Below are 19008 nucleotides of genomic sequence, written 5' to 3'. Positions count from 1 at the left end.
ATCGCCTCACCATCGTTCCAGTCATCGCTCAGGAGAACGTTCTCATGATGTCAGCTATTTCCCCCGCCACCCGGGCGGCCTTGGCCGCCGCGCCGGCCCTGTTGCTGGTAGCCGGCCTGGCCGTTGCCCACCCCGGTCATCACCACGAAGGCGGCTTTGCGGCCGGCCTGAGTCACCCGCTGCTGGGGCTCGACCACCTGCTGGCGATGCTGGCCATCGGCCTCTGGAGCCTTCGCCAGTCTCGCCCGCTGCGCCTGGGGGCGCCCCTGCTCGCGGCCGGCGGCATGCTGCTGGGTGCCGGCCTTGCCTGGGGTGGCCTGGCCCTGCCCGGGGTCGAGTTCGGGATCGCCCTGTCGGTGCTGCTGGCCGGTGTGCTGATCGCCGCCCTGGTCAAGGTGCCCAGTGTGCTTGGTGCCGGGGTGGTCGTGCTGTTCATGCTGTTTCACGGCCATGCCCACGGTAACGAGATGCCCCACGGCGTCTCGATGCTCGCCTACCTGGCGGGTTTCACCCTGGCCACGCTTGCCATTACCTACGCCGGTCGCCTGCTCGGCGGCATCCTGATGGCGCGCGAGAGCCGTCTCGTGCGTGGCCTCGGGGTCGCGATTGCCGCTGCCGGGGCACTCTTCGCCCTGGGCTGAGCCACCTGCTTTACCCTGCGGCCACCCGGGAAGGTACGGGTGGCTTGTTGACGGCTGGTGGTTGAAAGCAGGAAGTTGACAGGCGACGCGCCTGGGCTCAGCTTGAAGGAGTCCGATTCGACGGAGAGCGTGCATGGATAAGCTGTTGCTGGCGGTCAAGATTTTTATTGCGGCGTTGGTACTGATTCTCGTCGTACAGAATATCGTCATGGTTGAAGTGCGATTCCTCACCTGGAGCCTCAGGTTGCCCATGGCAATACTCCTGGTGGTCATCTACCTGCTGGGTATGCTCACTGGCAAGAGCCTGTGGACGCTGATCCGGCGCCTGCGCACCGACCGGGCCCATCGGCCTTGAGACAGGCCATCGGGGCATGGCCTGCCATTATTGTGCTGCTTGCTTCAATCCAGGTGGGTGACCGGCTGCCGGCGTGAGTCCACGTGCCACGGTAGCCCTCGACGTGCGTTGTACTCCAGCTCTGCGATCACCTGTGCACCCAGCAGCAGGATGATCGCGCCCACCTCCAGGCTCAACAACACCACGATGAGGGCGGCCAGGGAGCCGTAGACGACGTTGACGAAGGAGAGGTTGACGAAGTAATACACTAGTATCAGCCGCACCCCCTCCCACAGCAGTGCCGCCACGAAGCCGCCCACGATGGCGCGCCTCAATGCGATCTTCACCACAGGCAGCACCTTGTAGATGGCGCTGAACAGGATGAAGACGCCGAAGAAACTGAACAGGTTGAGCAGCGGCTCCGAGAGGCCGGCAAAAGGCATGTTTCGGCCAAAGATGGCTAGCCACATGGCATTGATGACTTCAGCCAGGGTGGCCAGCAGGGTGAGTGCCATCAGGCCGGTGCCCAGTACCAGCATGAAGGCGTAGGGAAGCAGCACCGAGACCCAGATACTGCGTCCCTTGTGCGGGTCGGGGGCGTGAAAGATGATCGCCAGCGCATCCTCCAGCATACGGAAGGCGAAGGAGCTGAAGACCAGGAGCACGAGCAGGCCGAACAGCCCGATGGCATCGCGGGAGTCGAGCAGGGCGCGTACAGCATCCATGAGTAGCTCGGCGTGGGCCGGGGCCAGGTGCAGCACCTGGACGCTGAGCACATCGAGCAGGATCTGTTCCTGAACGACCTGGGTCAACAATACCGTTATCAGGGCGAACAAGGGGACGATGGAGAGAAGAATATTGTAGCCGACCCCTCCGGCCAGCAGGATGCCGTGGTTGCGCAGAAAGGCGGACAAGACGCGCCAGGCAAAGCTCCCCACGCGGGGGAGTATAACGAAGACGACGTTCCGCGCTTTGCGTACTCGAGACATGCGTTTGCCGTCCTTGTGCTCAGTTTGCTGTAACCGACCGTCAGCAGCGAGTACTTCGACGTTCTCCCATGTTACGCCCCTGTCACCGTCAGGCCACGTTTCATTCTGATAAAGGTATCTGATAAAGGTATTAGGCTACGCGAAAATCGACAACCAGGGTGGGCCTGATTTATTGCCTTGCTGGCTGAATCCAGCAGGTTCGCTACACTGGAAGCTGACGAAGTCATCGGATTCGTCACGGGTTTCTCCCTTTTATCCTGCCAGCAAGGAGTGCTGAATGCGCAATATCATCTATATCATCGGCTTGATCGTCGTTGTCCTCTTTATCCTCTCGATGCTTGGGCTCCGCTGAGCGACAGGCCGGGTAGTGGGCCTATCGCTCATCCTTATCGCTCACCAGAGTATCGACCAGCCGATTCAGCCTGTGCTGAAAGCTGCCCCCCGGTGAGGGGGGCAGGGGATCGGCGGTGATGGCGATCGTCAATTTCCTGTCGGGAATCACATAGAGCGCCTGGCCACCGTAGCCACGGCCATAGTAGGCCTGTTCGCCGCCCAGGCGGGTAACGAACCAGCCATAGCCGTAGCCGTCGCTGGTCCAGGGCGAGGTGCCTCGGGGCGTCCACGAAGCTTCCACCCAGCCTTCAGGCAACACACGCCTGCCATCGATCACGCCATCTAGCCGGTAGAGTTCGCCAACCTGTATCAGCGCCAGGGGCGACAGCTGCATGTCGTTGCCGCCGAAATGGATACCTTGCGGATCGCGGGGCCAGTCGGGAATGGTGATATTCAGCGGGTCGCCCAGCAGTTGCCTGGCCAGGGAAAGCGTGCTGTCGCCGCTGGCCTGGGCCAGGGCGGCAGAGAGCAGATGACTCGAGCCGGTAGAGTAGAGCATCCGCCCGCCCGGGCGGTCGACGAAAGGACGCCTGAGGGCATACGCGACCCAGTTGTCGCTTGCTACCCAGGCGCCATAGTTGGCGCCGGAGGTGCGTTCGAGCCCGGCCTGCAGCGAGAGCAGATGACCGACGGTGATATCCTCCACCCGCGGATCGATGTCATTGGGCGCCAGGGGGCCGAGCAGGTCCACGACGGGCTGGTCGACGCCCTCGATCACGCCTTGCTCGATGGCGGCGCCGACCAGAGCGGCGAGGACGGTCTTGGAGAGAGACTTGATATTGACCGGACGGTCGCTTCCGGGACCGGCGTAAGTGCGCTCGAATACGATCTCGCCCTCCTCGGCGACGACCAGGGAGTGCAGGCGTGAGATATCGCCGGCTTCGGATTCCAGGCGCTGGAGAGCGCTCTGGTACAGCGGCTGAAAGTCGGCTTCGCTCGCGAGTGAATGGCAAGTCGCCGTCAAGGCCAGCATAATGGTGAGGAGTATCGGGTACCGTTTGGGTAGCCGTCGTCGCGTTGCCACCGTTGTCATGGTTCCCCCTCGCTCTCCGTCCAGGTGTCGATGCACTTGCGGTCCGAGTTTCGAGCCGGGGCGGGATGATTGGTTCCCCTGTCGGATGCTGTACAGCGGCAGGGTGCCTGGCATGGCTGCGGGCGTTTGCGCGTTCCCCCTCGCCAATGAGGCACCATGGCTAAATTCGAAGTGATCGGTACTGCCAGTATTCCTGGGAAGGGCAGTGAGCTGCGCCTGCTGCAGCGCAATGACGAATTCTCCATTCGCATCGCGGGCAGTCCTGGTGAGCTGATGAATACCCGCCTTCACGGCTCCGAGGATGCGTTGGCCGAGCTGGCCTGTCAGCGTATCGCGGATCGTGGCGATATCCGGGTATTGATCGGTGGTCTTGGCATGGGGTTTACGCTGGCGGCCGCGCTACGCTCGCTTCCCGACAGCGCCGAGGTGGTCGTCGCGGAGCTGGTGCCCGGCGTGGTCGACTGGAACCGGGGAGCGCTGGGAGCCGCTGCTGGCTATCCCCTGAACGATCCTCGTACCGTCGTCAGCCTGGGCGATGTCGGTGAGCTGCTGCGCCGGGAGCCTGGCGGCTTCGACGCCATCATGCTCGACGTCGACAATGGCCCCGAGGGGCTGACGCGCAAGGAGAACGACTGGCTATACTCACCGCAAGGTCTCGCCGCCGCCCAGGAGGCGCTGCGTCCGGATGGCGTGCTGGCGATCTGGTCGGCGGGGCAGGACCCCGCGTTCACCGAGCGTCTGCGGCGAGTCGGGCTTCTGGTGGAGGAGGTCACCGTGCGCGCTCATCGTCCGGGGAAAGGGGCGAAACACAGGATATGGCTGGCTTGTTGATATGAATTCGTTCATGGCCACACTGCGCTGGGTATATCTGCTGCTGGTTGTCCTGCTGCTTTTTGGTTGTACCGGCCGCGTCATGCCACCTGCTCCGGTGGACATCGCGCAGCCGCTGGATGTCTACCTGATCGATCACGGCCGCCATGCCAGCCTGGTGCTGCCGCGGGAGGAGGGCGGCATGGTGCGTTACAGCTATGGCGAATGGCGGTGGTATGTGGAAGGGCGCCGCCACTTCCTGGCGGGCGCCGCGGCAATGCTGGTGCCGACCGCCAGTGCACTGGGACGTGGCGTTCACGAGGACGTGACGGGGCCCGGCGACTTTTCGAGGCTGGCGCCGGAAGGCCTGGTCCGGACCTATCCGCTCCAGGCAGAGGCGGCCCGGGTCAGGGCGCTGCAGCGCCGACTCGATGCGCATTTCGAAGGTGAGGTCGAGCCGGTATACAGTGAAGAATTCGGCCTCCAATTCGTGCCGCACCCGCGAGCCTACTGGGCCGCCCACCAGTCGAACCTGGTGGTGGCGGGATGGCTTCGTCAGTTGGACATCGATATCCAGGGCATTCCCTGGTACTCCCGCTGGCGGATCGAATCGCCGCAGGACGCCCGCTGACCGCCGCTGCACATTCGTCCGGTCAAAATTCACGTTGCCCCGCGCTTCGGCGTGACGCGGCATAAGGCAGACAACATGCTGGAACTTTCTCGTCAGGTCATGCTTGCCGACCACGAAATCGACATGCAGGCGGTACGTGCCCAGGGCGCGGGCGGCCAGAACGTCAACAAGGTGTCGACGGCGATTCACCTGCGTTTCGACATTCGCGCTTCCAGTCTTCCCGAAGGTTTCAAGGAGAAGCTGCTGGCGCTCAACGACCAGCGCATCACGCGTGACGGGGTGGTGATCATCAAGGCCCAGTCGCACCGTACCCAGGAGCGGAACCGTACCGAAGCGCTCGGTCGACTCAAGGCCCTGATCAAGAGCGTGATGTACGCACCCAAGAAGCGGGTCGCGACCCGTCCGAGCAAGGGGGCCAAGCAGCGCCGACTGGACAGCAAGAAGAAGCGCGGCAAGCACAAGGCCATGCGCGGCAAGGTGGAAACCTGAGCATTCGTCAGGCGGCGCTGTTGCCTTACCCTCACACCATTCGAGACATCTCATGACCGCTGTTGATAACACTGCACCCATGCCATCCACCACTGAACGGCTCTCCAAGCGGCTGGCGCGACAGCTGCCCTGCTCACGCCGCGAGGCCGAGCTCTACATTGCCGGGGGCTGGGTGATGGTCGATGGCGACATCGTGGAGGAGCCGCAGTTCAAGGTCGGCGATCAGCGTGTCGAGTTACGTCCCGGCGCCAGGGCAAATGAAATCCCGCCCGTCACACTGCTGATGAACGCTCCCCCCGGGCTCGCTGTCCGCGACGGCGCGGAGTGGGTTCGGGAACTGGTTACGTCGGGGACGCACTGGCAGGACGATCCCGCCGGGCTGACTCCACTCAAGGCACATTTCCGTGGCCTGCAGCCGATGCTGCCACTGGAGGAAGGCGCTTCGGGACTGCTGGTCGTTACCCAGGATCGGCGTGTGGTGAGGCGGCTCGATGAGGATACGGCGCGGCTCGAGCAGGAGGTCGTGGCTGAAGTCGACGGCACGCTTGGCGATGAGCAGTTGGAGATACTGCGCCGAGGCAAGGTTGAGCCAGGCAGGAAGCTGGCACCCTGCAAAGTCAGCCGGCAGAGCGAGACCCATCTACGCTTTGCTGTGAAGGGGATGGTGCCAGGGCAGATTGAAGCGATGTGCTCGAGCGTCGGTTTGACGGTGCAAGGGCTCAAGCGCCTGCGTATCGGCGGGGTGTCGTTGGGGCGTGTACCGCTGGGGCAGTGGCGCTACCTGAAGGTTGGCGAGCGCTTCTGAACCGTAGCTGCCTTCCTTTCCCCATCGGTAATGCCTATGTATGCTGAATTATGACGGTACGCGTTTGTCATCGCCCGATGGCAGACAACCTTTACCAGAGAGAGGGTCTTGCCCATGTCGGAAAATACCCAGAGCCCACTTTACAAGGACAATCGAGTCAAGGCCCTGGTGGCCGTGGCGCTGCTTGCGGTGATCTGGGCGATTTTCGCCCACAACAGTGCCGGCAACCATCGTGATCGCAGTGAAGCCCTCGAGCAGCAACTGGCGTCGGTACAGGACGAGCGCCAGCAGCTCGCTGCCCAGCTACAGGAGCGTGATGCGGCAGGAGAGGACATCGAAGCCCTCGAAACCCGCCTGGCGCAGCTCGATGAGGAGCAGCAGGCCGCCGAGGCGGCACTGGCCGATGAGCAGCAAGCCGCCCGCAGTGAGATCGCTCGGCTCGAGGCCGAAGCGACCGAGGCCGAGGGGCAGCTGGGTGAGCTGCAGGAACGGCGGGCAGCCTTGAACTCCGACATAGAGGCCCGACAGTCCGAGATAGCCGAGCTCGATGAGGCGGCGACGCTTCTGCGTGACGAGTACGAGGCGGTCGACCAGGCTCGCGAGGACGCTGAAGCGGCACGTCAGGATGCCGAGGGCGCTCGCCAGGAAGCCGAGGCGTCTCGCCAGGCTGCGGAGGAGGAGCGCCGAGAGGCAGAAGTGGCTCGTCAGGAAGCCGAAGAGGCGCGGGAGCAGGCCGAAGCCGACCTGGCCGCCATCCGTGAGGAGACCGATGCTTCCGAAGAGCGACTGGTCACGCTGAATAGCGCGATCGAGGAGCGCGAGGCCACCCTCGAGGCACTAGAGAATGACATAGAGGCACTTGAAGCCTGGCGTGATGAGGTCGAGCGCGAAGTCGGCGAGGCGCGTGACCAACGCGACGAAGCGGTATCCGAGGTGGAAGAGGCCCGTGCCGAGCGTGAGGCTCTGATGGAGGAGGTCGAGGATGGGCGCAGTGCGTTGGCTCAGCTCGACGAGCAGATCGATCGCCGCCAGCAACAGCTCGAGCGCCTGGAAGGCCAACTCGCCGAGTGGCGCAGCGAACTGGACGATCTTGAACTGCGTTTCACCGATCAGGCGCAGGCCCCGCAGCAGGAACAACAGCGCCAGCAGCAGCAGGGCGAAGATGAACCTGAGCAGGCCGATGAAGAGCAGGACGAGGAAGAGCAGGCCGAGGAAGAAGCCGAACAGTCCTGAGCCCGGCTCGAAGTACTAACAAGCGGCGAGCCTGGCTCGCCGCTTGTCGTTTGACGGGTCGTGAGCGCGTTATAATGCAGAGAGTTTGCTCAACCCAACCGCAGAGACACCCATAAGCACAAGGAGCGAGTCGTGATCGAAGGGGTCAAGCATATCGTCGCCGTGGCATCCGGCAAGGGCGGGGTGGGCAAGTCCACCGTTGCCGTCAACCTGGCGCTGGCCATGGCCGCCGAGGGGTATCGTACCGGTATCCTTGATGCCGATATCTACGGGCCGAGCCAGGCCCAGATGCTCGGCGTGGCAGAGGGAGTACGACCGCAACAGGCCGGTGAGAACCGCTTCACTCCGTTGGAGGCCCATGGGCTGCAGGCCATGTCGATGGCCTTCATGGTGGATACCCGCGAGCCCATGGTATGGCGCGGCCCCATGGTGGCCGGCGCCTTTCAGCAGCTACTGACCCAGACGGCCTGGGACAATCTCGATGTGCTGTTCATCGACATGCCGCCGGGAACCGGTGACATCCAGTTGACCCTGGCGCAGAAGGTCCCCGTCGACGGTGCCGTGATCGTGACCACGCCCCAGGACATCGCCCTGCTCGATGCGCGCAAGGGCATCGAGATGTTCCGCAAGGTCAACGTGCCGGTGCTGGGCGTCGTCGAGAACATGAGCCTGCATGTCTGCACCCAGTGCGGCCATGCCGAGCCGATCTTCGGCGAGGGCGGTGGTGAGCGCATCTCGGCGGAATACGAGACGCGCCTGTTGGGCCGCCTGCCGCTGGCTCTGTCGATTCGGGAGCAGGTCGACGGTGGGCGCCCGACGGTGGTTGCCGATCCGGACGGCGACGTGACTGCCACCTTCCGTGCCATGGCTCGCCAGATCGCCGAGCAGGTCGAAGGGCAGCAGGCCGATGAAGGGCCAAGCATCTCTTTCAGTGACTGATTCAGTGACTGGGCGCGACACGCACCCGTGACGCCTGCCGCAGGGGCCGCTATCATGGCGGCCCCGATTCGTGATTTGACATCATCAGGACGACCCAATGAGCATCAAAGCCGACAGTTGGATCCGCCGCATGGCCGAGCGGGATGGCATGATCGAGCCCTTCGAGGCCGATCAGGTTCGCTACGTCAACGACCAGCGGGTGATCTCCTACGGTACGTCCAGCTACGGCTACGATGTGCGCTGTGCCGACGAGTTCAAGGTATTCACCAATATCCACTCGGCGATCGTCGATCCCAAGGCATTCGATGAGAAGAGCTTCGTCGACATCAAGGGAGATGTCTGCGTCATTCCGCCCAACTCCTTCGCCCTGGCACGCACCGTCGAATACTTTCGTATCCCGCGAAGTGTGCTGACCATCTGCCTGGGCAAGTCCACCTATGCCCGCTGTGGCATCATCGTCAACGTGACGCCGCTGGAGCCGGAGTGGGAAGGGCACGTGACCCTGGAGTTCTCCAACACTACCAACCTGCCGGCCAAGATCTACGCCAACGAAGGCGTGGCCCAGATGCTGTTCCTGGAGTCGGACGAGATCTGCGAGACGTCTTACAAGGACCGGGGCGGCAAGTATATGGGGCAGCGGGGCGTGACCCTGCCGCGAACCTGAGGTGCCGCCAAGGCGCCTATCGGCGCCAGTCGCGATGCGGAGTCGGAGCGCCGAACCGAGCGCTCCAACAGCTGCTTTTTCCACCAACGTTGCCACACCGCTGTAGGAGTAGCTTTAGCTCACGACTGGAGGCCGCAGGCCTCCCGGCGGTGTTGCCGACGCCAACGATCACCGTCTACGCGGCGGCCTCCGCCAAGGCGCCTGGCGGCGCCAGTCGCGATGCGGAGCAGCGCTCCAACAGCGATTCTCTCCACCGTAGGAGAGACAAATATCTGTAGGAGCATCTTTAGATCGCGACTGGAGGCCGCAGGCCTCCCGGCGGTGTTGCCGGTATTCGAGACGACAACCAACCTTTCAGCCTCCGCCGGGCGCCTGGCGGCGCCAGTCGCGATGCGGAGTCGGAGCGCCGAACCGAGCGCTCCAACAGCTGCCTTCTCCACCGACGGTGCCACACAATCCTGTCGGAGGAAGCTTCAGCTCACGACTGGAGGCCGAAGGCCTCCCGGCGGTGTCGCCGATGCTAGCGTTCACCGCCAGGCTCCCAGGTGTCTACTCTTCGTCCAGTTCCTCGTCGAGCTCTTCCGCCGCATCGGCATGGGAGAGACGCAGCCCCTGGGGCGGCAGCCGGGTGCCGTCCAGGGTCGCGCCGTCGCCCTCCAGTCGCAGGCGGCCTTCCAGGAACCACTTCACGGCGATGGGGTAGATCAGGTGCTCCCGGCTATGCACCTTCTGCTGGAGGCTGGCCTCGGTTTCCCCCTCGACGATGTCCACGGCGGCCTGGATCACCACCGGTCCGCTGTCGAGCTCCTCGGTGACGAAGTGCACGCTGCAGCCATGTTCGGCGATACCGTCGGCAAGCGCCTTGGCGTGGGTATTCAACCCCTGGTAGGCGGGTAGCAGCGAGGGATGGATGTTGAGCATCCGCCCCAGGTAGCGCTGCACGAAGCGCGGGGTCAGGATGCGCATGAAGCCGGCCAGTACGATCAGGTCGGGCTGATGGCGATCGATGACCTTGATCAGGGCGCCGTCGTAGGCCTCGCGGCTGTCGTACTCCCGGTGCGGCAGGGCCACCGCATCGATGCCGGCATCTCGTGCCCTCACCAGGCCATGGGCATCCGCCACATTGGAAACGACCGCCACGATCTCACCGCCGAGTTCATCATGACTCTGGGCATCGATCAGCGCCTGCAGGTTGCTGCCACTGCCCGAGATCAGCACCACTACCCGCCGAACCTCGCTGGGCTCGGGGGTGAAGTCGTTCAGGGTGTCGCTCTGGGGGGCGTCGTGGGTGAAGTCGGGATCGCTCATGCCTTGAGGTTCTCCAGCCGCACGGCTTCCTCGTCCTCTGGGCGGGCAGTGATCTCGCCGATGCGATAGACCGTCTCGCCCTGGGCTTGAAGGTGGGCACGTGCCTTGTCGGCCTGGTCGGCGGGAACCACGACAACCATGCCGATACCGCAGTTCAGTACCCGGTGCATCTCATGCTCGTCGACGTTGCCTTGCTCCTGCAGCCAGTCGAATACCTTGGGGCGCGTCCAGCTGGCGACGTCGATACGGGCGCCGAGGGTCTCGGGCAACACCCGCGGGATATTCTCCAGCAGGCCGCCGCCGGTGATATGGGACAGCGCATGGACCGCCACGCCGCTCTCCTTGATCAGTGACAGCAGCGGCTTGACGTAGATGCGGGTGGGGGCGAGCAGGGCATCGCCCAGGGCCTGGCCGTCCACGGCGATATCGAGGGAGGCGCCGCTCACCTCGAGGATCTTTCGGATCAGCGAGTAGCCGTTGGAATGGGGGCCCGAGGAGGCGATGCCGAGCAGCACGTCGCCCTCGGCGACCTTGCTGCCATCCAGGATCTCGGACTTCTCGACCACGCCGACACAGAAGCCGGCCAGATCATAGTCGCTGCCTTCGTACATGCCGGGCATCTCGGCGGTTTCGCCGCCCACCAGCGCGCAGCCCGAGCGTTCGCAGCCTTCGCCGATACCGGTGACCACGTCTGCGGCAATGTCCACATCCAGCTTGCCCGTGGCATAGTAGTCGAGAAAGAACAGCGGTTCGGCACCGGCGACCACCAGGTCGTTGACGCACATGGCGACCAGGTCGATGCCAATGGTGTCATGCTTGCCCAGGTCCATGGCGAGACGCAGCTTGGTGCCGACGCCATCGGTACCGGACACCAGTACCGGCTCGCGGTAGCCTGCCGGCAGTTCGCATAGGGCGCCGAAGCCACCTAGCCCGCCCATCACTTCCGGGCGCGTGGTGCGTTTGGCAACACCCTTGATACGGTCGACCAGGGCGTTTCCGGCGTCGATGTCGACACCGGCATCCTTGTAGCTGAGCGGTGCCTTGGACGGCTGGGCGGAAGTGGAGTCGGTCATGGCCTGTCCTGTATAAAGTCGCGGTTGCGGTTAGTGTAGCGCTGCCGCTCAAACATCGGCATGGCGCGTCGATTGCCCGGAGCGAATCGACGAGCAGTGGGCAAGATCGGGCGGGAATTGTAGCATCACGGCGCACGGCCCGCATTGTCGTGGTCGTCCAACGCAGGGAGTGTGGGATGCGCAGAGAGTGGTGGGTTCTGATAGCTGCAGTCGCGATGTTGTGGCTGCTGTTTCAGCTGGAAGCGATGCTGATGCCGTTCATCGCCGGCATGATCCTGGCGTACCTGGCCGACCCGCTTGCCACGCGCCTGCAGCGCTTGGGGGTGTCCCGCACGCTGGCAGTCTGCTGCGTCTTTCTGGTCATGGTGCTGATACTGGGCGTGGCGCTGCTGGTTCTGATTCCGCTGGCAGTTCAGCAGATAAGGCAGTTCGGCCAACTGGTGCCCGGCATCTTCGAGTGGGTGGAAACGGTGTTGGCGCCCCAGATCCGGGGCTGGACCGGGCTCGACGTGGCGTCGGATCTCGCAAACGTGCAGGAGACCCTCGCCGAACACTGGCAGGACGCTGGCGGCTATCTTGCCCAGTTCCTCGGTCAGATCGGGCGCTCGGGCATGGCCTTCGTCACCTGGGTGACCTATGTGGCCCTGATTCCCGTGGTGACCTTCTACCTGCTGCTGGACTGGGGGCGGCTGCTCGCGAACCTGCGCAACCTGGTACCGCGTCAATGGGAGCCGGAGGCGGTGCGTTTGGTCTCCCGCTGTGACGATGTGCTGTCGGCCTTCCTGCGCGGCCAACTGCTGGTCATGCTGACCCTCGGGGCGATTTACTCCATCGGGCTGACCTTGATGGGGGTGCGCTTCGGCCTCTTGATCGGCATGGTGGCGGGGCTGGCCAGTATCGTGCCGTTCCTGGGCTTCATCGTCGGCATCAGCGTGGCGCTGATCGTGGCCTTCTTTCAGTTCGGTAGCTGGCTGGCGCTGGTTGGCGTCGTGGGCGTGTTTTCGTTCGGGCAGGTCATCGAAAGCACCGTGCTGCAACCCAAGCTGCTGGGTGACAAGATCGGCCTTCACCCGGTGGCCGTGATCTTTGCCGTGCTGGCAGGGGGGACGCTGTTCGGTTTTACCGGCGTCCTGCTGGCGCTGCCGGCAGCGGCGGTGATCATGGTACTCTTGCGTGAATTGAAGGATCGCTACAAGCGCAGCAGCTTGTACGATGCCGGCCTACGCAAAAGACACGACGAGGATTCTCCATGAGCCGAGCACCGGCGCAGCTGCCGCTGGGAGTGAGTCTGCGTGACGATGCCACCTTCGACAGCTTTCTGCCGGGCGCCAACGCCACCCTGCTGGAGACACTGACCCATCAGCTTGACGAGAGCGGTGAGCCCTTCGTCTATCTATGGGGAGCGACGGGCACCGGTCGTACCCATCTTCTGCAGGCGGCCTGCCATGCGGCATCAAGCCGGGACCTGCGTGCGCTCTATCTGCCACTGGAGGAGCTGGGGCACTTTCCGCCGCTGATGCTGGAGGAGGTCGAGCGGCTCGACCTGATAGCCATCGACGACGTGGATGCAGTAGTGGGCCGGAAGCGCTGGGAGGAGGGGCTCTTCCATGCCTTCAATCGACTGCGCGACGCCGGCAAGCATCTGATCATGGCCTCCGCGGTGTCGCCGCGGCAGCTGCCGGTGAAGCTGCCGGACCTGGCGTCACGCCTGACCTGGGGCGTTACCTTCCACCTCCAGGGGCTCGACGATACCGAACGCTTGCAGGCATTGCAGCTGCGTGCCCGGGTTCGCGGCATGCAGCTGCCGGACGAAGTCGCCCGCTATATCCTGCACCGCGGACCGCGCGGCTTGGGCGAACTGTGCGAAGCGCTGGCGGTGCTCGACCAGGCCTCTCTCACCGCCCAGCGCAAGCTGACCATACCGTTCGTCAAGCAAGCGCTGGGCTGGTAGGCCTGAGTCAACGGTATCGGTCAAGTCTATCGACTAGTGCTATCGACTCAGTGCTATCGGCTCAGGTTGACCTCCATGCGCTGGCCATTGCGCAGCGATACCTGCCGAATGATGGCCTGTCGCTGGCCGTTGGCGGGATTCACCACGCTTCCCATTACATAGAATTCACCGGCAGGTAACCCCTGCAGGCTGAACTGCCCGTTGCCGTCGGTGCGGGTCGTATGGGTGAACGCCTGGGCCCTGGGGTCGGCTGGCTCTACCGCGCGGCCTGCCAGCGCGTGTTCGGCGGCTTCGGCGGAATAGGTGGTAACCGGTGCCACGGCCACGGTTTCACCCGCGCCAGGCATGCCGTTCAACGCCAGGCGACCACTGATCGCCGCAGAGCCTGATCGTTGCAGGCTGGCGTACTCCCGCTCGGGAAAGGCGACCTGGCGGGGGACCCTGTCCGGTGCGGTCGGTTCGGCTTCCGGTGGGCGCTCGTCTCCGATGTCGATGACCTCGATGCGTTCGGGCGGTGGCCCGGGTTCCATCATCTGGCAGCCAGCAAGGATGAGACCGAGCAGAGCTACTGGAATCCACGCTTTCATGTGTTGCTTCCTCGTGATTCGCCCGTGCGCTACGAGAATAAACGATGTCACCGGTCCGGCGACAGTCTCGTAGCCCCATAACAGAAAAGGCCCGCCGATCATCGATCGGCGGGCCTTGTCGTCATGCCGGCCTCAGGGGCCGGCCACCGGCTTTACTTGCTAGCCTTGGTGGCAGTTTCCTGGGCCTGCTTGACGTTGGTCTCGGCCAGCTTCTGGCTCTTCTGCACGAAGTCCTGCTGCAGGGAGACAACCTTCTCGGCGTCGCCCTTGAGGCGCTCGGTCAGCTCCTTGGCGACCTGCTGCTGGCCTTCCATGTAAGAGCGCAGACCTTCGGCGTCCTTGACGTTCATCAGGCTACGGACCTGGGCCAGGCCGGTATCGCTGTAGGCCTTGGTGGCTTCCAGTTGGGCGTTGACCAGCTTCTCGGTATAGTCGACGCTCAGCGCAGCAAAGGCGCGTGCCGGGCCAAAGAACATGGTCTCGAACTGCTTGGTGTCAAACTGCTTCGTATCGAAGTTGAATGCGTTCATCATGATAGGAACCTCCGGGTTCTTGGTGTGGCATTGAACGGGAGATCCCGCTCTGTTGCAATGCACCATAGCAAAGCCTTTTGTGCACTGCAACATCGATTTTGCAATTTAGCGTAACGGCACACTCCCTGCGCAAACTCATTCCGCTGCGATGTCGGGCATGCGGGGGCATTCGATTCGATTGCGGCCGTTTCGCTTGGCCTCGAGCAGCAGCAGGTCGGCCCGATTGATCAGTTCGTCCATCGTCTGGTCGACTTGCTTGCGGGTGGCGATGCCGATGCTGACGGAGAGCTGGCCGGCCTCCCGCAGGCTGTTGCTCAGTCGCTCGGCGATTACCCTGGCTCCCACGATATCCGTCTCGGGCAGCACGATGATGAATTCGTCCCCCCCGTAGCGTCCCACCAGGTCGCAATCGCGAACCGTGGCCAGCGTCACCTGGGCCAGGGTTTGCAGTGCCTGGTCCCCGGCGAGGTGTCCCTTCACATCGTTGATCGTCTTGAAATTGTCGAGGTCGAGCATCATCAGGCACAGCGATAGCTCGTAGCGGCAGGCTCGCCTGAACTCGTTGTCTGCCAGCTCGAGCAGATGTCGGCGGTTATAGGTTTCCGTGAGGCAGTCATGGGTGGCCAGATAGGTCAAGTGCAGGTTGGCGGCCAGCAGCTCGGTTGTGCGCGCCATGACCCGGCGCTCCAGCTCAAGCTCCAGTTCCAGCTCCCGGTCCTGCGGGCGGGTCCGTGGAAAGCTGCCTAGGCTGGGGTCCTGGACGTTGAGGTCATGGACGATGCCTAGCAGGTGGGTCAAGACCCCCTGGTGATTGGCGATCGGGACCAGCAGCGTCTGCCAGCGGCATTGGCGACGCACACCCACCTTGTCGACATAACAGCCTGTGGCTTCATAGCGAACCGGCATACCCTCTTCCACACAGCGGGCGCATTGGGCAATCACGCCATCGCCGAACGGCGAAGGAAGCAGGTGGGCGAGGTGTTTGCCGACACAGGTCGGTTCATTTCCCAGCCTGGCCTGCTGGGAGGGGTTGATCGCCTCGATGACGAAGTTCTCCCGCCCCTCGATGCGCACGATGAACATCTGTTCCGGGAAAAAGTCCCAGAAGCTCCTTATCAACGTTCCAGCGTGACTATCGAGGCGACCAGAAAAATCAAGCGCTAGCGAGTTAGACGAGACCATGGATGCCCCCTGCATGGAACTGTTCATCGGTATGGCCCTGCAGCCTTGCATGGCCATACTCCCAAACTAGCAATGTCTTGCATCGTTTCCTTGCACCGTTTTCTTGTATAGTTTTTCTGAATGTCCTGTTGAATCGGTACGTAACGTCATGACGTGGCTGGGAGCCTTGATCGGCTTACATTCACGCTTGTATGTGACTCCTCTGTAAATCTGTCGCGATGCCGCATCAAGCTTAGTTGATAGGGCCTCCACTGCCGTATGGTTTTCTTCACCCTTTGCGCCATTACTCCTTAGCCTCATTAAACTAAGGCATGACAGCTTTCACTCTTCACCCGTATCAGCGATTTTCTATACTTCAGGGTGCAACTCCCGAGGCCAATCCCTACGGAAGGGGGCTGTCATGACAAGCGGCGGCAAGAGTTATACCCGTGACCCAAAGGGCTTGAGGTGCCTCTCCTGCCAAGTGAAGTCCCTGTGCCTCACGGCAGGACTGCCCCTGGAGGAGATGGCACAGCTCAGCGACATCGTTCGCCCGGCCGTGACGCTCGCCAAGCGCGAGGCCCTTGCGGCCCAGGGGACGGCATTCGACAGCCTGTATGCCGTCCGCACGGGCAGCCTCAAGCAGGTCATCGTCACCGACAGCGACGAAAATCTCGTCACGGCGCTCTGGCTGCCTGGCGAGCTGATTGGCCTGGACGCCATCGGCAAGGAAGTGTACCCAGGCTCGCTTGTCGCGCTGGAGACCAGCACGGTATGCGAGATCCCCTACGACAAGCTCGACGAGCTTTGCGGTCGCTCCCCTGAGGTGCGCTGGCGTATCCAGCGCTGCCTGAGCCATGAAATGCATGATGAGCGCTTGAGGCTGCACCTGCTTCTGCACCGCACCGCCGAGGTGCGGCTGGCCTGCTTTCTGGTGTCGATTTCCGAGCGTTTCCGGCATCGTGGCTACTCCCCGCACCACTTCCGCCTGGCCATGTCGCGAAGCGACATGGCCAGCTACCTGGGGCTGACCCCTGAAACCGTGGGTCGAACCCTGGTGAAATACCAGCGACAGAACCTGTTGCTCTCACGCGGCCGCGAATTCCGGATTCTCGATCTCGAACGCATGAAACGGCTCGCGGAAGCCAACGGCCGGCGCCAAAGGCAACGATGTTCATCTTAGCGTGGCGCCTGGCGACATATCGGGATCAGGTACGCGACTGCGCCAGGTGGGACGTCCTGCTTCCCGGCACTCTTGTATGACACGGTACTCGTTGTTCTTCTGGGCCACGAAAGCCAGCAAGGGGCGATGTAATTCCGGCGTCGCATTGGTTTCCAGCAGCCAGGCAAAGAGCCTGTATGTGACCTCGGCAGCTTCCTCGGCCTCGATCAGGACATCATGGCCCATGGCGGCATCCACCACGAAGAAGTGGCGGCTCGTCTGGGCCAGGAACGGCGACTCCTGAGGCGGAGCCAGAGAGACGCAGGCATCGAGTTCGAGCTGACGGGCGACGTCCCGCAGAATCTGGATGCGCTGTTCGCACTCCACTCCCAGAGCGGCCATCAGGCGGCTGATATGGGGGGCGCTAGGCAGAAAGCTGAGCGCCAGCCGCCGGTAACGGTTCAGCTCCCCCGTTTCGTGGGTGTGGGCTATGCTGAGCTGCTCCTGTGGCAGGAGGGTGAGTGCTGTCATGTGATCCATGGAACGTTCTCCGTTCTCGTTATCCGTTAGGCCATGAACTGAGTGGGGTTCAGTGAGGCAATCCTAGTGAGAAAGTGCGCCACCTTTCCACGATAGTTATCAACTTCCGGGTCGAAAGTAGAAACTTGAACGGCGGTGAGGGGGTTGTTAAGTCGTTGGCATTAGTTATGTGGTTTATTTGTATTTAATTCCCCCTTGAAACGTATTGATTTTGTAATAACCTTGCCGATTGTCGCGCTGGCGAGCTGGGGGGTGCACTAGATGGTTTCGAATAGCACTGGATACTTTCTTGCAAGAGGTGGCAGCGGCAACCATGGTGAAGTCACAGTATCGACGGCGAGGAGGGGAGATGAGCGACTATCGTATCGAACGTGACAGCATGGGCGAGCTGGAGGTACCGCAGGATGCCCTGTATGGCGCCCAGACGCAGCGGGCGATCAATAACTTTCCGGTATCCGGGCAAGCGATGCCGGCTGCCTTCATCCACGCCATCGCGCGAATCAAGCTGGCGGCGGCTCGGGTCAATCGTGACCTGCAGCTGCTGGACGCCGAACGGGCCGGGGCTATTGTCGATGCGGCCGAGGCGATCATCGAGGGCAAGCACGACACCCAGTTCCCGGTGGATGTCTTCCAGACCGGTTCCGGCACTTCGAGCAATATGAATGTCAACGAAGTGATCGCCCATCTGGCGAGTCGCAGCGACCTGGCGGTGGGGCCCAACGATCATGTCAACATGGGGCAGTCGAGCAATGACGTCATCCCCACGGCCATCCACCTGTCGGCTGCCCTGGAAGTCACCACGCGGCTGCGGCCCGCCCTGGTGCACCTGCGGGCGACCATCGACAAGCGAGCGCTGGAACTCGATGGGGTAGTGAAAACCGGGCGCACCCACCTGATGGATGCCATGCCGCTGCGTCTGAGCCAGGAGCTGGGCGGCTGGTCGAGTCAGCTGGGCCAGGCCATCGAACGCCTCGACAGCGCCATGCTGCGCCTCTGCCGGCTCGCCCAGGGCGGTACGGCAGTGGGCACCGGCATCAACGCCCACCCCGAATTCGCCGAGCGGATGGCTCGCGAGCTCAGCGAGCAGACGGGGCTTTCACTCCAGCCAAACGACAGTTTCTTTGCCAGCCTTGCATCGCAGGATAGTGCCGTGGAGCTCTCCGGTCAGCTCAAGGGCCTGGCCTGCGTGGTGATGAAGATCGCCAACGACCTGCGCTGGATGAACTCGGGGCCGCTGGCCGGCCTGGGGGAGATCGAGCTGGAAGCCCTGCAGCCCGGCAGCTCGATCATGCCGGGCAAGGTCAATCCGGTCATCCCCGAGTCGGCGGCCCAGGCAGCGGCCCAGGTAATCGGCCTGGACGCCGCAGTGACGGTGGCTGGCCAGAGTGGCAACTTCCAGCTGAATGTCATGCTGCCTCTTGTCGCCTGCAATCTGCTGACGTCGATCACATTGATGAGCAGCACCGCACGCCTGCTGGCCGATCGCGCCATCGCCACCTTCAAGGTGAGAGAGGAGAGCATGGCCGAGCCGCTGGCGCGCAACCCGATACTGGTCACCGCTCTCAATGGCGTCATCGGCTACGACGCGGCGGCGGCCATTGCCAAGCAGGCCTACCAGGCGGGTCGGCCCATCATCGATGTGGCCGAGGAGCAGACCGACTTGAGTCGTGATGAGCTGGAGCGCCTGCTGAATCCCGCCAGCCTGACCCATGGTGGTATACCCCGGTAAGCG

The 19008-nt window shown here is 63.1% G+C and carries 21 protein-coding genes; 13 read left to right on the top strand and 8 right to left on the bottom strand.

Going from position 1 to position 19008, the window contains the following annotated elements; genetic code table 11:
• The first annotated feature begins 44 nt into the window (after positions 1-44).
• Both LY622_RS21945 and LY622_RS21940 read left to right on the top strand, forming a co-directional pair.
• Positions 45-641 carry a HupE/UreJ family protein gene (locus tag LY622_RS21945; RefSeq protein WP_234292838.1) on the top strand — a complete coding sequence of 199 codons (597 nt, stop codon included), beginning with the start codon at positions 45-47 and terminating at the stop codon, positions 639-641.
• A gap of 133 nt (positions 642-774) precedes the next feature.
• Positions 775-996, top strand: a complete 222-nt coding sequence (locus LY622_RS21940) for a LapA family protein (RefSeq protein ID WP_234292837.1) — start codon at positions 775-777, stop codon at positions 994-996.
• A gap of 44 nt (positions 997-1040) precedes the next feature.
• Here the strand turns inward: LY622_RS21940 and LY622_RS21935 are convergent, their stop codons facing one another.
• Together LY622_RS21935 and LY622_RS21930 are read right to left on the bottom strand one after the other, a co-directional pair.
• Positions 1041-1964, bottom strand: coding sequence for a YihY/virulence factor BrkB family protein (locus LY622_RS21935; RefSeq protein ID WP_234292836.1), 924 nt, complete (start codon positions 1962-1964; stop codon positions 1041-1043).
• Between the two features lie 373 nt (positions 1965-2337).
• On the bottom strand, positions 2338-3390 hold the full coding sequence (locus LY622_RS21930) for a serine hydrolase domain-containing protein (RefSeq protein ID WP_234292835.1): 1053 nt from the start codon (positions 3388-3390) through the stop codon (positions 2338-2340).
• A 156-nt stretch (positions 3391-3546) separates the two neighbouring features.
• Here LY622_RS21930 and LY622_RS21925 point away from each other — a divergent pair, with 156 nt between their 5' ends.
• The 7 genes from LY622_RS21925 to dcd all read left to right on the top strand — a co-directional run bounded on the left by LY622_RS21925 (position 3547) and on the right by dcd (position 8961).
• The gene (locus tag LY622_RS21925; protein ID WP_234292834.1) at positions 3547-4221 is read left to right on the top strand and encodes a spermine/spermidine synthase domain-containing protein; all 675 of its coding nucleotides are present in this window, start codon (positions 3547-3549) and stop codon (positions 4219-4221) included.
• A gap of 13 nt (positions 4222-4234) precedes the next feature.
• Positions 4235-4831, top strand: coding sequence for a hypothetical protein (locus LY622_RS21920; protein WP_234292833.1), 597 nt, complete (start codon positions 4235-4237; stop codon positions 4829-4831).
• 75 nt (positions 4832-4906) lie between these two features.
• Entirely contained in the window at positions 4907-5320 is a 414-nt protein-coding gene (gene arfB / locus LY622_RS21915; protein ID WP_066446644.1) for an alternative ribosome rescue aminoacyl-tRNA hydrolase ArfB, read from the top strand.
• Between the two features lie 52 nt (positions 5321-5372).
• Positions 5373-6125 (top strand): RNA pseudouridine synthase, encoded by a 753-nt coding sequence (locus tag LY622_RS21910; RefSeq protein ID WP_234292832.1) that lies wholly within the window; start codon positions 5373-5375, stop codon positions 6123-6125.
• Between the two features lie 114 nt (positions 6126-6239).
• Positions 6240-7358: a coiled-coil domain-containing protein gene (locus LY622_RS21905; RefSeq protein WP_234292831.1), complete on the top strand. Its 1119-nt coding sequence runs from the start codon at positions 6240-6242 to the stop codon at positions 7356-7358.
• A gap of 135 nt (positions 7359-7493) precedes the next feature.
• Positions 7494-8297 carry an iron-sulfur cluster carrier protein ApbC gene (gene apbC / locus LY622_RS21900; protein WP_234292881.1) on the top strand — a complete coding sequence of 268 codons (804 nt, stop codon included), beginning with the start codon at positions 7494-7496 and terminating at the stop codon, positions 8295-8297.
• A gap of 97 nt (positions 8298-8394) precedes the next feature.
• Positions 8395-8961, top strand: a complete 567-nt coding sequence (gene dcd, locus LY622_RS21895) for a dCTP deaminase (protein ID WP_043510379.1) — start codon at positions 8395-8397, stop codon at positions 8959-8961.
• 549 nt (positions 8962-9510) lie between these two features.
• On the opposite strand, the gene purN is transcribed toward dcd, so the two are convergent.
• Positions 9511-10269, bottom strand: coding sequence for a phosphoribosylglycinamide formyltransferase (gene purN, locus LY622_RS21890; RefSeq protein ID WP_234292830.1), 759 nt, complete (start codon positions 10267-10269; stop codon positions 9511-9513).
• Positions 10266-11342 (bottom strand): phosphoribosylformylglycinamidine cyclo-ligase, encoded by a 1077-nt coding sequence (gene purM / locus LY622_RS21885; RefSeq protein WP_234292829.1) that lies wholly within the window; start codon positions 11340-11342, stop codon positions 10266-10268. Before purM ends, purN begins: the two co-directional genes overlap by 4 nt.
• Before the next feature lie 176 nt (positions 11343-11518).
• Between purM and LY622_RS21880 the strand changes: the two genes are divergently transcribed.
• Both LY622_RS21880 and hda read left to right on the top strand, forming a co-directional pair.
• Positions 11519-12595 carry an AI-2E family transporter gene (locus LY622_RS21880; protein ID WP_234292828.1) on the top strand — a complete coding sequence of 359 codons (1077 nt, stop codon included), beginning with the start codon at positions 11519-11521 and terminating at the stop codon, positions 12593-12595.
• Positions 12592-13293 (top strand): DnaA regulatory inactivator Hda, encoded by a 702-nt coding sequence (hda, locus tag LY622_RS21875; protein ID WP_234292827.1) that lies wholly within the window; start codon positions 12592-12594, stop codon positions 13291-13293. The genes LY622_RS21880 and hda overlap by 4 nt, the downstream gene beginning before the upstream one ends.
• Positions 13294-13346: 53 nt before the next feature.
• Here hda and LY622_RS21870 read toward each other — a convergent pair whose 3' ends face one another.
• The 3 genes from LY622_RS21870 to LY622_RS21860 all read right to left on the bottom strand — a co-directional run bounded on the left by LY622_RS21870 (position 13347) and on the right by LY622_RS21860 (position 15496).
• Positions 13347-13880 carry a carboxypeptidase-like regulatory domain-containing protein gene (locus LY622_RS21870; protein ID WP_234279729.1) on the bottom strand — a complete coding sequence of 178 codons (534 nt, stop codon included), beginning with the start codon at positions 13878-13880 and terminating at the stop codon, positions 13347-13349.
• Between the two features lie 152 nt (positions 13881-14032).
• Positions 14033-14413 carry a phasin family protein gene (locus tag LY622_RS21865; protein ID WP_439649607.1) on the bottom strand — a complete coding sequence of 127 codons (381 nt, stop codon included), beginning with the start codon at positions 14411-14413 and terminating at the stop codon, positions 14033-14035.
• Between the two features lie 135 nt (positions 14414-14548).
• Positions 14549-15496, bottom strand: coding sequence for a sensor domain-containing diguanylate cyclase (locus tag LY622_RS21860; RefSeq protein WP_234292826.1), 948 nt, complete (start codon positions 15494-15496; stop codon positions 14549-14551).
• A 562-nt stretch (positions 15497-16058) separates the two neighbouring features.
• Between LY622_RS21860 and LY622_RS21855 the strand changes: the two genes are divergently transcribed.
• On the top strand, positions 16059-16757 hold the full coding sequence (locus LY622_RS21855) for a helix-turn-helix domain-containing protein (RefSeq protein WP_234292825.1): 699 nt from the start codon (positions 16059-16061) through the stop codon (positions 16755-16757).
• Here the strand turns inward: LY622_RS21855 and LY622_RS21850 are convergent.
• Positions 16749-17276 carry a hypothetical protein gene (locus tag LY622_RS21850; protein ID WP_234292824.1) on the bottom strand — a complete coding sequence of 176 codons (528 nt, stop codon included), beginning with the start codon at positions 17274-17276 and terminating at the stop codon, positions 16749-16751. The genes LY622_RS21855 and LY622_RS21850 overlap by 9 nt on opposite strands.
• 349 nt (positions 17277-17625) lie before the next feature.
• Between LY622_RS21850 and LY622_RS21845 the strand changes: the two genes are divergently transcribed.
• Positions 17626-19005: a class II fumarate hydratase gene (locus LY622_RS21845; RefSeq protein ID WP_234292823.1), complete on the top strand. Its 1380-nt coding sequence runs from the start codon at positions 17626-17628 to the stop codon at positions 19003-19005.
• Positions 19006-19008 lie beyond the last annotated feature (3 nt).

The organism is Halomonas alkalisoli (assembly GCF_021412585.1).
Taxonomy (GTDB): domain Bacteria; phylum Pseudomonadota; class Gammaproteobacteria; order Pseudomonadales; family Halomonadaceae; genus Halomonas; species Halomonas alkalisoli.
The sequence above is the reverse complement of the archived record's forward strand: the minus strand, read 5'-3'. Positions and strand labels throughout refer to the sequence as shown.

Excerpts from the sequence above, each read along its gene's own strand:
- LY622_RS21930 (WP_234292835.1), bottom strand. The coding sequence starts at position 3,390 with ATGACAACGGTGGCAACGCGACGACGGCTACCCAAACGGTACCCGATA.
- LY622_RS21850 (WP_234292824.1), bottom strand. The coding sequence starts at position 17,276 with ATGGATCACATGACAGCACTCACCCTCCTGCCACAGGAGCAGCTCAGC.
- LY622_RS21880 (WP_234292828.1), top strand. The coding sequence starts at position 11,519 with ATGCGCAGAGAGTGGTGGGTTCTGATAGCTGCAGTCGCGATGTTGTGG.
- dcd (WP_043510379.1), top strand. The coding sequence starts at position 8,395 with ATGAGCATCAAAGCCGACAGTTGGATCCGCCGCATGGCCGAGCGGGAT.
- LY622_RS21920 (WP_234292833.1), top strand. The coding sequence starts at position 4,235 with ATGGCCACACTGCGCTGGGTATATCTGCTGCTGGTTGTCCTGCTGCTT.
- LY622_RS21865 (WP_439649607.1), bottom strand. The coding sequence starts at position 14,413 with ATGATGAACGCATTCAACTTCGATACGAAGCAGTTTGACACCAAGCAG.
- arfB (WP_066446644.1), top strand. The coding sequence starts at position 4,907 with ATGCTGGAACTTTCTCGTCAGGTCATGCTTGCCGACCACGAAATCGAC.
- purN (WP_234292830.1), bottom strand. The coding sequence starts at position 10,269 with ATGAGCGATCCCGACTTCACCCACGACGCCCCCCAGAGCGACACCCTG.
- LY622_RS21940 (WP_234292837.1), top strand. The coding sequence starts at position 775 with ATGGATAAGCTGTTGCTGGCGGTCAAGATTTTTATTGCGGCGTTGGTA.
- LY622_RS21845 (WP_234292823.1), top strand. The coding sequence starts at position 17,626 with ATGAGCGACTATCGTATCGAACGTGACAGCATGGGCGAGCTGGAGGTA.
- hda (WP_234292827.1), top strand. The coding sequence starts at position 12,592 with ATGAGCCGAGCACCGGCGCAGCTGCCGCTGGGAGTGAGTCTGCGTGAC.
- purM (WP_234292829.1), bottom strand. The coding sequence starts at position 11,342 with ATGACCGACTCCACTTCCGCCCAGCCGTCCAAGGCACCGCTCAGCTAC.
- LY622_RS21905 (WP_234292831.1), top strand. The coding sequence starts at position 6,240 with ATGTCGGAAAATACCCAGAGCCCACTTTACAAGGACAATCGAGTCAAG.
- LY622_RS21935 (WP_234292836.1), bottom strand. The coding sequence starts at position 1,964 with ATGTCTCGAGTACGCAAAGCGCGGAACGTCGTCTTCGTTATACTCCCC.
- LY622_RS21870 (WP_234279729.1), bottom strand. The coding sequence starts at position 13,880 with ATGAAAGCGTGGATTCCAGTAGCTCTGCTCGGTCTCATCCTTGCTGGC.
- LY622_RS21910 (WP_234292832.1), top strand. The coding sequence starts at position 5,373 with ATGACCGCTGTTGATAACACTGCACCCATGCCATCCACCACTGAACGG.
- LY622_RS21860 (WP_234292826.1), bottom strand. The coding sequence starts at position 15,496 with ATGTTCATCGTGCGCATCGAGGGGCGGGAGAACTTCGTCATCGAGGCG.
- LY622_RS21945 (WP_234292838.1), top strand. The coding sequence starts at position 45 with ATGATGTCAGCTATTTCCCCCGCCACCCGGGCGGCCTTGGCCGCCGCG.
- LY622_RS21925 (WP_234292834.1), top strand. The coding sequence starts at position 3,547 with ATGGCTAAATTCGAAGTGATCGGTACTGCCAGTATTCCTGGGAAGGGC.